Here is a 9,491-nt window from a genome sequence, read left to right on the forward strand (position 1 = left end):
GCGCGACCTCATGGCGCGGCTCCCCCACCGGTACCCGTTCCTCCTGCTCGACAGGATCGAGGAGCTCGATCCCGGAACCTCGGTTCGCGCGATCAAGAACGTCACGGTCAACGAGCCGCACTTCGCGGGCCACTTCCCAGGGAACCCGATCATGCCCGGAGTCCTGATCCTCGAGGCGATGGCCCAGGCAGGAGGCCAGCTGTTCGACATCGGGGATCGGCTCTGCGTCCTCGCCCGGATCGACACCGTCCGCTTCCGGAACTCCGTGGTCCCCGGCGACCGACTCATCCTCGACGCACGGGCGATCGCGACGCTCGCCTCCATGGGGAAGGTCGAGGCGACCGCGACCGTCGACGACCGCATCGTCGCGAGCGCCGACATCACCTACAGCTTCCTCGAAGGACGTACCGCATGATCACGACGCATGACCTGACCAAGACCTACGGCGAGGGCACGAGCGAGGTGCGCGCGAACCGCGGCATCTCCCTCGAGATCGCGGCCGGCGAGTTCGTCGTGCTCGCGGGCCCCTCCGGATCGGGCAAGACCACCCTGCTCAACCTCATCGGAGGACTCGACACGGCGACCTCGGGCTCGGTCACGGTCAACGGCGCTGAGCTGACCCGCCTCTCGCCTCGCGAGCTCTCCGACTTCCGCCGCGATCAGATCGGCTACGTGTTCCAGAAGTCGAACCTCGTCGGCTCCCTCTCCGTCTACGAGAACGCCGTCCTGCAGCTCCGGGTCCAGGGCCGGCTCACGCGAGGAGCGGCGGCCAGGACCCGCGAGCTGCTCGCCGCAGTCGGCCTCGGCGACAAGCTCACGGCGCTTCCACGGCAGCTGTCGGGAGGCCAGCAGCAGCGCGCGGCGATCATCCGCGCCGTCACCAGCGGAACCGCGGTGGTCGTCGCGGACGAGCCGACGGCGAGCCTCGACGGGCGCAACGCTGACGGGGTCCTCGACCTCCTGCGCCTGCTCAACGAACGGGACGGCACGACGATCGTCGTCTCATCCCACGACGACCGAGTCCTGGCAGCGGGGAGACGCATCGTGCACCTCGTCGATGGGCGGCTCGCGGCGTGAAGATCCTCGCCATCCACTCCAGCCCGCGGCCGAGGAACCTCAGCCACACGGCGGTGATGCTCGAAGCCTCCCGCTCCTACCTCGCCGAGCGGCGCCCTGCCTGGCGGTACGAGGAGACCGCGCTGTGGAACCTGGACATCACGACGTGCGACGGCAACGGCCGCTGCTTCCGTCGAGATGGATGCACGTTCGTCGACGACGCGGAGACCCTGATCGACGCGATGCTCGCCGCGGACGGCGTCATCCTCGCGAGCCCGAACTACTGCGCGAACGTCAACTCGACGATGATGCGCTTCATCGAGCGGACGACGCGCCTGAGCCACCGGCAGCTCCTCGCGGGCAAGGGGGCGCTGGCGATGTCCACATCCGCGAGTCCGTTCGATGCCCCGTACGCGGCCGAGTACCTCAGGCGAGTGCTCGGGAGCTACGGTGCCAGCGTCGTCGACGTCTGCAACATCGGCAGCCCCATGATCGTGTTCGACTACGGCGAGACTGCGGCGGGCGAGGCCATGCGGGCATCGCTCGACGCCTTCATCTCGGCCGTCGAATCGCCGAGCGAGCACGTGCCAGAAGAGACCTTCGGCGTCGACATCCGGAGATCGCTTCGGGAGCACCCGGACGTGGTGAAGCGACTCTTCCGCAGCGACGAGCGGTACTTCGCGGAGCAGGACCGAGCGATGAAGGAGAGTCCGACAGATGACGCGAGCCACTGACCCTGAACCCACCGAGCGCCCCGGATCGGCTGCGAGGCGCGAGACGCCAGGGCGGGGCGCGAGCCTCGACCTGCGCTACAAGCTCCACATGGCGGTGTCCATGATCCGCGCGAACCCCCGCAACGCCCGGACGTTCACGAGCGTCTCCGTCGCGACCTTCGGACTGCTGCTCTCGTTCGCGGCGATCACCGCGATGGGCACCATGATGACGCAGTCGGCCAGCGACATCATCAGCGGCGACGTCTCCGCGTTCGCAGACGGGTACGAGTACTCGATGCTCAACCCGGAGTCCGACGTCGTCACCTACATCCCGGACGCCGAGTCCGCGGTGCAGCGCGTCGCGGGAGCCGAGGGCGTCGAGCAGGTGCGGCCGCGCCTCACGGCCGGCGCGAGCATGACGGCCGAGGCGCAGGATGCCGGGGTCGTCCTCGTGGGCTCGGACGTCGCCGCGGAGGGCTACGAGATCGTCGCAGGGCAGGCGCCCGCGGGCGCCGCGCAGGTCTGCATCAACATCGCGCAGCGGGACGAGCTCGGCATCGACGTCGGCACGAGCGTGCTCCTCTCGGTCGCCGGCGCGCCCGTCGATGCCGGTCCCGTCACCGCCGACGTCGTCTGCGTGTACGACAACAGCCGATTCGGGCTCTTCCGCTCCAGCTCCGTGATCATGGACATCGCCGGCATGCAGGAGATCCTGGACCGGCCAGACGCCATCACGCAGATGCTCATCACCCTCGACCCGGGTGTGGACCCCGCGACAGCGGCGGCCTCCCTCGGCCCTGACGCTCCTGGGCTGCAGTTCCTCACGTCGAAGGAGACGGCCGGGCTGATCTTCACGGTCCTCGCCGCGCAGCAGGCGATCATGTGGGCGCTCGTGATCGTCGCGGCGCTCATCTGCGCGGTCCTCATCGGCAACGTCGTCGGGTTCTCCCTGCGTCGCGACCGACGCGAACTCGCGACGATGCGGACGATGGGCTTCAGCGCGAGAGACCTCGAGACGGTGTACGCCATGCAGGTCCTGCTCATCGGGCTCGGGATGGTGACCATCGGCACTGTCGCGGCCATCGTCGCCGTCGCGATCGCAGGCGCCGTCGGCATCCCGATCGGGGAGGGGCAGCAGCTGTTCGGGGGCGACACGCTCCGACCCTCACTGAAGGCCTCGGACGTCCTGCTCACCGGAGGACTCATGATCGCCGCGCAGCAGGCGGCGATCGCGCTCGCCGCCCGGAAGCTGCTCTCCCGCTCACCGGTGCAGATGGCGGAAGCCGCATGAGGAACACGGGTGCTCGCTCCCCGTTCCGGAAGGGGTCGTTCGCCCCGGTCGCCGAGGAGGTGACCGCCTTCGATCTGGCGGTGACCGGATCCATCCCGACCGACCTCGACGGCCGGTACCTCCGCAACGGGCCCAATCCGATCGGCGTCGAGCACGCGAGGTTCCACTACTTCCTCGGCGCCGGCATGATCCACGGCGTGCGCCTCAGGGACGGCCGCGCCGAGTGGTACCGCAACCGCTGGGTCCGGCAGAGCCCCGTCACGCGAACGCTCGGCGAACCCCGACGCGCGTACTCGGTGCTCGGCGGCGTCGACACTGCCTCGAACATCAACGTCGTCGGGCACGCTGGCAGGATCCTGTCCCTCGGCGAAGGCGGGACGCTCCCGTTCGAGCTCGACGCGAGCCTCGAGACGGTGGGCCCGTACGACTTCGACGGTACGCTGCGGGCCGGCCTGTCCGCGCATCCCAAGACGGACCCGGAAACCGGTGACCTCCATACGGTCGGCTACTTCTCCGGGTCGCCCTCCGTCGAGTACTGCGTCGTGTCCGCGCGCGGTCAGCTGGTCCGCTCGCAGTCGATCGAGCTGCCCACGGCCACGATGATGCACGACTTCGCGCTCACGAGCGAGCACGTGATCCTCTTCGACCTGCCCGCCAAGTTCAGCGCGCTGGCCGCCGCCGCCGGAGACCCCTTCCCGTTCAGATGGAGCTCGGCGGCGAAGGCGCGCCTCGGTGTCCTGTCCCGAGGCGACGAGCGCGCAGACGTGACGTGGTTCGACATCGACCCCGTCTGGATCTACCACACGGTCAACGCCTTCGAGGCGGACAACGTCATCACCCTCGACGCCATCACGCACCCCTCCATGTTCGCCACGCGTCGCGGTTCCATCGAAGGCCACGGCACCCCGTCGCTGGAGCGATTCACGCTCGACCTCACCCGCGGAACCGTGGTCCGGCGTCGACTCGACGACACCCCGCAGGAGTTCCCGCGCATCGACGACCGCCGCTCCGGCCGCCGGAACCGCTTCGCCTACACGTCAAGCGCCGGCGAGCTCGTCGCGACCTGGCGGACCGGGCCGAGAGAGCTCGACGACGTCCCAGACTCGCAGTTCGACAACGTGCTCTTCAAGCACGACCTGGACCGCGGCTCCGCGCAGGCGCGGCGGCTCGGCACGGATGCGGCAGTCGGCGAGGCGATCTTCGTCGCGCGAGCCGGGAGTACCGAGGAGGACGACGGCTACCTGCTCTGCTACGTCCACAACCCGCAGCGGAACGCCAGCGACCTCCTGATCCTGAGCGCTCAGGACTTCGGCGGCGACGAGCTCGCGCGCATCCACCTCCCCGCGCGGATCCCGCTGGGGCTGCACGGCAGCTGGATCCCCGCCCACGACGACGGCCCGCAGGCGGGGCCGGACCGCCGAGAGCATCACACGGCCATGGCGCGAAGCACGAAGGAGAACTGGTGTCGGTAGAGGTCGAGAGACTCAGCAAGACGTACGGCGAGCTCGTCGCAGTGGACGAGCTGTCGCTCTCCGTCCCCGGAGGCTCGGTCTTCGCCTTCCTCGGGGAGAACGGCGCGGGCAAGTCCACGACCATCGGGTGCATCACGACGACGCTCACGCCCACCTCGGGCACGATCACCGTCAACGGCTTCGACGTGCAGACGGAAGCGCAGCGGGTGAAGCGCACCATCGGAGCCGTCTTCCAGTCGTCCCTGCTCGACCCCCTCCTGACCGTGCGGGAGAACCTCGAGATCCGGGCGGGCTTCTACGGTCTCAGCAAGCAGGAGACCAGAACCCGCACGGCCGAGCTCGCAGGCCTCGTCGGCATCGAGCCCATCCTGGACCGACGGTACGGCCCGCTCTCCGGCGGGCAGCGGCGCCGGGCGGACATCGCGCGGGCACTCATGCACCGACCGACCGTGCTGTTCCTCGACGAACCCACCGCCGGACTCGACCCGCAGTCGCGAGAGCTCATCTGGTCGACGATCCACGACATCCGCCGAGACCAGGGCACCACCATCTTCCTCACCACCCACTACATGGAGGAGACGGAGAACGCCGACGAGGTGTGCGTCATCGACAAGGGGCGGATCGTCGCCGCAGGCACACCGGCTCAGCTTCGCGCCCAGTTCAGCTCGAGCGTGCTGACGCTCCGCCTCGACGACCCCGCGGAAGCCCTCCGCCTCTGCGCGGCCTCCGGCATCGACGTGCGCCGAGAGGGCGACGACCTCCGGGTCACCGTCTCGTCGTCGACGGAGGCGCTCGACCTCCTGCGTCGCCTCCGAGTCCGAGACTTCGAGTTCCGACACGGCACCATGGACGACGTCTTCCTCGCCCTCCTCAAGGGGGTCGCCGCATGAGCAGCATCTGGCTCCTCACGGGACGCAACCTCCGTCTGTTCTTCCGAGACCGGATCGGCGTCTTCTTCTCGCTGCTGTCCGCGATCATCCTGATCGCGCTCTACGCGCTCTTCCTCGGCGGACTGCAGGTCGGCATCCTCCGCACCACGTTCCCGCAGGCCGCCGACGCCGACGTGCGCTGGTTCGTCGACTCGTGGGTCTTCGCGGGCATCACGATGATCACCACCCTCACGACCGCCATCGCCGGACTCGGTGTCTTCGTCGACGACAACGTCACCGGTCGCTTCCGGGACTTCATGGTGTCGCCCCTCCGACGCTCCCAGGTGGTGCTGGGCTACCTCATCGCAGGATTCATCATCTCCGTGATCATGACCACGGTCATCATCGTGATCGGCCAGCTCTACCTGCTCACGCAGGGGCACCCGCCCCTGACACCGGGCAACCTCGGGACGACCTTCGCCTTCGTCCTCCTCTCGAGCGCGACCTTCTCAGGTCTCGGCGCCTTCATCGTCACCTTCCTGAAGACGGCCGGCGCCTTCACCGCGGTGTCCACCGTCATCGGGTCGCTCATCGGGTTCTTCTCCGGCGCGTACGTGCCAGCCGGCACGCTCCCGGCCGGAGTCGTCACGATGATCAACACGCTGCCGTTCGCCCAGGCCGCCATGCTCATCCGGCGTCCGTACACCGAGCAGGCAGCCAGCGCCCTGGCCGGCGGCGACCAAGCCGCGCTCGACGGGCTCCGGGACTTCTACGGGATGACCGCGAGCGTCGGCGCGCTCGAGCTGACCGCGAGCATCGCGAGCCTCGCCCTCGCCGCCGTCTTCGCGCTCTTCCTGGGCCTCGGCGTGTGGCGCCTCTCCGCGAAGATCCGATGACCACCAGGATCAGACCCTTCGACGCCGCGACGGACGCGGAGCGGGTCGCCCGCTTCATCAACGACCACGGGAGCGGGCCCGTCGTGACGGGACTGCCGCTGGACGGCGCATCCCTGCTCGCGAGCATCCAGGAGACCGGGGTGCGCCTCCTCCTCGTGGCGGAGAGCCGAGACACGATCGTCGGCACCCTCGCCTACGCGCGCATGTCCGGACGCCGGGTGGCGCCAGAAGGCCACCTCTTCGCCGTCATGTTCGTCGTCGAGCGCACCCTGCGAGGCGGTTTCCTCGTCGGCGAGCTGTTCGCCGAGTCCTTCCGACGCTTCCCCTCGCTCGGCCTGCGCACACTGCGGCTCGAGGTCGACCCCGCCAACCAGCGAGCGTTCCCGCTCTACGTGCGCGTCGGCTTCCGCAACGTCTCCTCCCCGAGGCCGGACGAAGACGGCTACCTGGAACTCGTGAACCACCTCCCTGGGATCTCGTCGGCCCTGTTCCCCGGAGAGGCCGGCCTCGTGGGCCCGAGCGCGCCAGGATCAGAGACACGATCGCTGCGGGAGGCTCGGGCGGAGTCGCTCACCGGCGGTGTCCGCATCGACGGAGCCGGGCGGACCGTCATCGACTACAGACTGCGCATCGGCACGAGCCGGATCGAGGCGGTCGTGGACGGCCAGACGGGCGAACTCGTCTCCGGGAGGGTCGACGGCGACCCAGCCGAGATTCCGGATGCGGAACTCGCCCCTCCCTCCCGAGCCGTGCGTCCGCCGCTTCGCCACGAGCTCGGCGGGTTCAGCGCCGAGCTGGACGTCGAGACGGGCGCCCTGACCGTTCGACACAGGGACCGGCTCGGCCCGCTGCTCGTCGATGCGTTCCCCGTCTGCGGCGACACCCCGGCAGGCGTGCGGCGACCAGCGGTCACGCGGGTGAGCGTCAGCCAGCACGGCGGCACGTGGACCACCACCTCGGAGCACCTCACCCGCGTCGTCAGCTTCCGGCGCGGGAGCATCGAGCTCACCGTCACGCAGAACTGCGGCCACCTCCTCACCGCCTCCCCCTGGAGCGGGTTCCGCGACGCCGAGCTGACCATCGCGGCGCGCGGACGCGACAAGCGCTCGGCCCACGTCGTGCGCGGGATCTGGCCTCCCGAGGCCACCGACTTCGAACCCGCCGTCGGCGCTGCCCACACGTACGAAGCGCTCGGGATGCGAGCGAGCTGGCACGAGAAGCACAGCGAAATCGGCATCGACGTGACCGGGCTCACCTCGGGCGCCTGGCGAGTCGAAGGACCGCACCTGGCCCGAATCAGCAGCGACGGCACCATCGCCTACCGCGTCGAGCTCCGCGACGGGCAGCAGACGCGGATGCCCGTGGCGGCGCAGACGCCGACGCCGACGCCGACGCCTCGGCCTCTGCCTCTGCCTCGGCGGCTATGGACGCGAGCCGCGCACGATGACGACGGCCTCACTCCTGCGGGCAGCCTCGACGTGTCAGCCGCGACGGGCCTCCACGCCTGGCGGCACCGCGGCATCCACGTGCTGGAATCCTCCCAGCCACGCAGTCGCTCCATCGGGCCCCTCTACCGCCTGCCAGCAGCAGCCTGGGTCGCGAGCCTCCGCGACCGGACGACGCCAGACCACGGCGTCGAGTGGGCGCCGCACGACGCCAGCTTCACCCTCGACGGTGCCAGCGCAGGCGAACGACGCTGGGGCGTTCAGCCGAACGCCGACTTCTCAGCGATCGACATCTCCCTGAGCGATCTGACAGAAGCACCCGGCACCGACGAGCTCGCAGTCTTCGTCTTCGTGCCGGCGACCGCCCAGCACATCGACCTCGTCGACGGGCCGGACGCGAAGCGCCTGAGCATCGCGGGGCCGCCCTGGCGCACCTGGACGCGGGCGTTCCGGTTCCCGACCCCAGCCGGCGACGTGCTGGTCGAGCCCAGAGACGGAGACCACGCGGAGGTGCTCCTCCGGGCCGGACCGGCCGGTGTGCTCGCGACATGCCTCGCGCGCCCAGCCGGCGAGGAACGTCACGCCCGCTGGCGCCTCACCCTCCTCTGACGAGGCACGCGCCCGCAGGCTACGGAACCCGGTGCGTCCACTCCCGCGAAGCGAACTTCGACTGCGCCAGCTCGCGCGCACGCGCCAGCTCGTCCTCGGTGAGCTCACCCGGCGTGCCGCCGTAATGTTCCACGAACGTCTGCTTGAAATGGTCGATGATCGCCGAACGCTCGAGTCCCGTCTGCGAGCGGAGCGGGCTCACCCGCTTGTTCGCGGACTGCGTGCCCTTGTCGCTCAGCTTCTCCCTGCCGATGCGCAGCACCTCCGTCATGCGGTCGCCGTCGATGTCGTAGCTGAGCGTCGCGTGGTGCAGCACCGCACCCGAGCCGAGCCGCTTCTGCGCCGCCCCGCCGATCTTCCCCGACGGGCTCGCGATGTCGTTGAGCGGCTCGTACCTCGCGTTGATGCCCAGGCCGTGCAGCGCATCCAGCACCCACGAGTCGAGGAACGCGTACGACTCCGCGAACGACATGCCATGCACCAGATCGCTCGGCACGTACAGCGAGTACGTCACCACCGAACCGGCCTCCATGAACATGGCCCCGCCGCCCGTGATGCGCCGCACCAGCTGCACCCCGTACTTGTCGAGGTTCTTCTGGTCGACCTCGTTCTTCACCGACTGGAACGAGCCGAGCACGACCGCCGTCTCATCCCACTCCCACAGCCGCAGCGTCGCCGGCCGACGACCGGCGCCGACCTCCTCCGTCAGCACCTGGTCGAGCGCGACGTGCTCGCGGGGCGACAGGGGGCCCGGATGCAGGATCTGCCAGTCGTACGCGCGCCAGTCCCTGGCGCCGAGGACGGCACGGCGCACGACCACGCCGACCGCCTCCGGCGTGACGCCGAGCAGTGTCGCGTCCTCCCGCAGGCCGTCCCGAACCGCCGCCGAGATGTCCTCCGCCGACGAATCGGCGGCGAGCCCCCGCAGTGCGCTGTTGATGTCGTCGAGCGCCTCATCGGGCTCGAGGAAGAAATCGCCGGCGAGGTGCGGATCGACGATGCGACCGCCCTCCACCTCGAGGTCGACTGTGACGAGCTTCCCGCCAGGAACCTTGTACTCACCGTGCATGAGAGCACTCTACGGCGCTCCGCTCGCACCTGCCCTCCGCCCCCGCCACACCGAATGGGTCAGTTTCACCC

General features: G+C 69.7%; 9 protein-coding genes. 8 read left to right on the forward strand and 1 reads right to left on the reverse strand.

Annotated elements, in window-relative coordinates:
* The first annotated feature begins 10 nt into the window (after positions 1 to 10).
* Genes fabZ through C5E05_RS12620 form a run of 8 tightly spaced genes read left to right on the forward strand, consistent with a single transcriptional unit; the run spans position 11 to position 8,351 of the window.
* Positions 11 to 415: a 3-hydroxyacyl-ACP dehydratase FabZ gene (gene fabZ, locus C5E05_RS12585; protein ID WP_374953450.1), complete on the forward strand. Its 405-nt coding sequence runs from the start codon at positions 11 to 13 to the stop codon at positions 413 to 415.
* A complete protein-coding gene (locus C5E05_RS12590) occupies positions 412 to 1,077 on the forward strand; it encodes an ABC transporter ATP-binding protein (RefSeq protein ID WP_104244255.1) in 666 nt (221 codons plus the stop codon). The genes fabZ and C5E05_RS12590 overlap by 4 nt, the downstream gene beginning before the upstream one ends.
* Positions 1,074 to 1,790 (forward strand): flavodoxin family protein, encoded by a 717-nt coding sequence (locus tag C5E05_RS12595; protein WP_181059563.1) that lies wholly within the window; start codon positions 1,074 to 1,076, stop codon positions 1,788 to 1,790. The genes C5E05_RS12590 and C5E05_RS12595 overlap by 4 nt, the downstream gene beginning before the upstream one ends.
* A complete protein-coding gene (locus tag C5E05_RS12600) occupies positions 1,774 to 3,060 on the forward strand; it encodes an ABC transporter permease (RefSeq protein WP_104342109.1) in 1,287 nt (428 codons plus the stop codon). The genes C5E05_RS12595 and C5E05_RS12600 overlap by 17 nt, the downstream gene beginning before the upstream one ends.
* The gene (locus C5E05_RS12605) at positions 3,057 to 4,532 is read left to right on the forward strand and encodes a carotenoid oxygenase family protein (RefSeq protein ID WP_104342110.1); all 1,476 of its coding nucleotides are present in this window, start codon (positions 3,057 to 3,059) and stop codon (positions 4,530 to 4,532) included. Before C5E05_RS12600 ends, C5E05_RS12605 begins: the two co-directional genes overlap by 4 nt.
* Positions 4,523 to 5,422 carry an ABC transporter ATP-binding protein gene (locus C5E05_RS12610; RefSeq protein ID WP_104244247.1) on the forward strand — a complete coding sequence of 300 codons (900 nt, stop codon included), beginning with the start codon at positions 4,523 to 4,525 and terminating at the stop codon, positions 5,420 to 5,422. Before C5E05_RS12605 ends, C5E05_RS12610 begins: the two co-directional genes overlap by 10 nt.
* Positions 5,419 to 6,297 (forward strand): ABC transporter permease, encoded by an 879-nt coding sequence (locus C5E05_RS12615; RefSeq protein WP_104342111.1) that lies wholly within the window; start codon positions 5,419 to 5,421, stop codon positions 6,295 to 6,297. Before C5E05_RS12610 ends, C5E05_RS12615 begins: the two co-directional genes overlap by 4 nt.
* Positions 6,294 to 8,351, forward strand: a complete 2,058-nt coding sequence (locus tag C5E05_RS12620) for a GNAT family N-acetyltransferase (protein WP_104342112.1) — start codon at positions 6,294 to 6,296, stop codon at positions 8,349 to 8,351. The genes C5E05_RS12615 and C5E05_RS12620 overlap by 4 nt, the downstream gene beginning before the upstream one ends.
* A 19-nt stretch (positions 8,352 to 8,370) precedes the next feature.
* On the opposite strand, the gene C5E05_RS12625 is transcribed toward C5E05_RS12620, so the two are convergent.
* On the reverse strand, positions 8,371 to 9,420 hold the full coding sequence (locus C5E05_RS12625) for a lipoate--protein ligase family protein (protein ID WP_104244241.1): 1,050 nt from the start codon (positions 9,418 to 9,420) through the stop codon (positions 8,371 to 8,373).
* Between the last annotated feature and the right edge of the window lie 71 nt (positions 9,421 to 9,491).

It is taken from the genome of Pseudoclavibacter sp. AY1H1, from assembly GCF_002931055.1.
Lineage (GTDB): Bacteria > Actinomycetota > Actinomycetes > Actinomycetales > Microbacteriaceae > Pseudoclavibacter.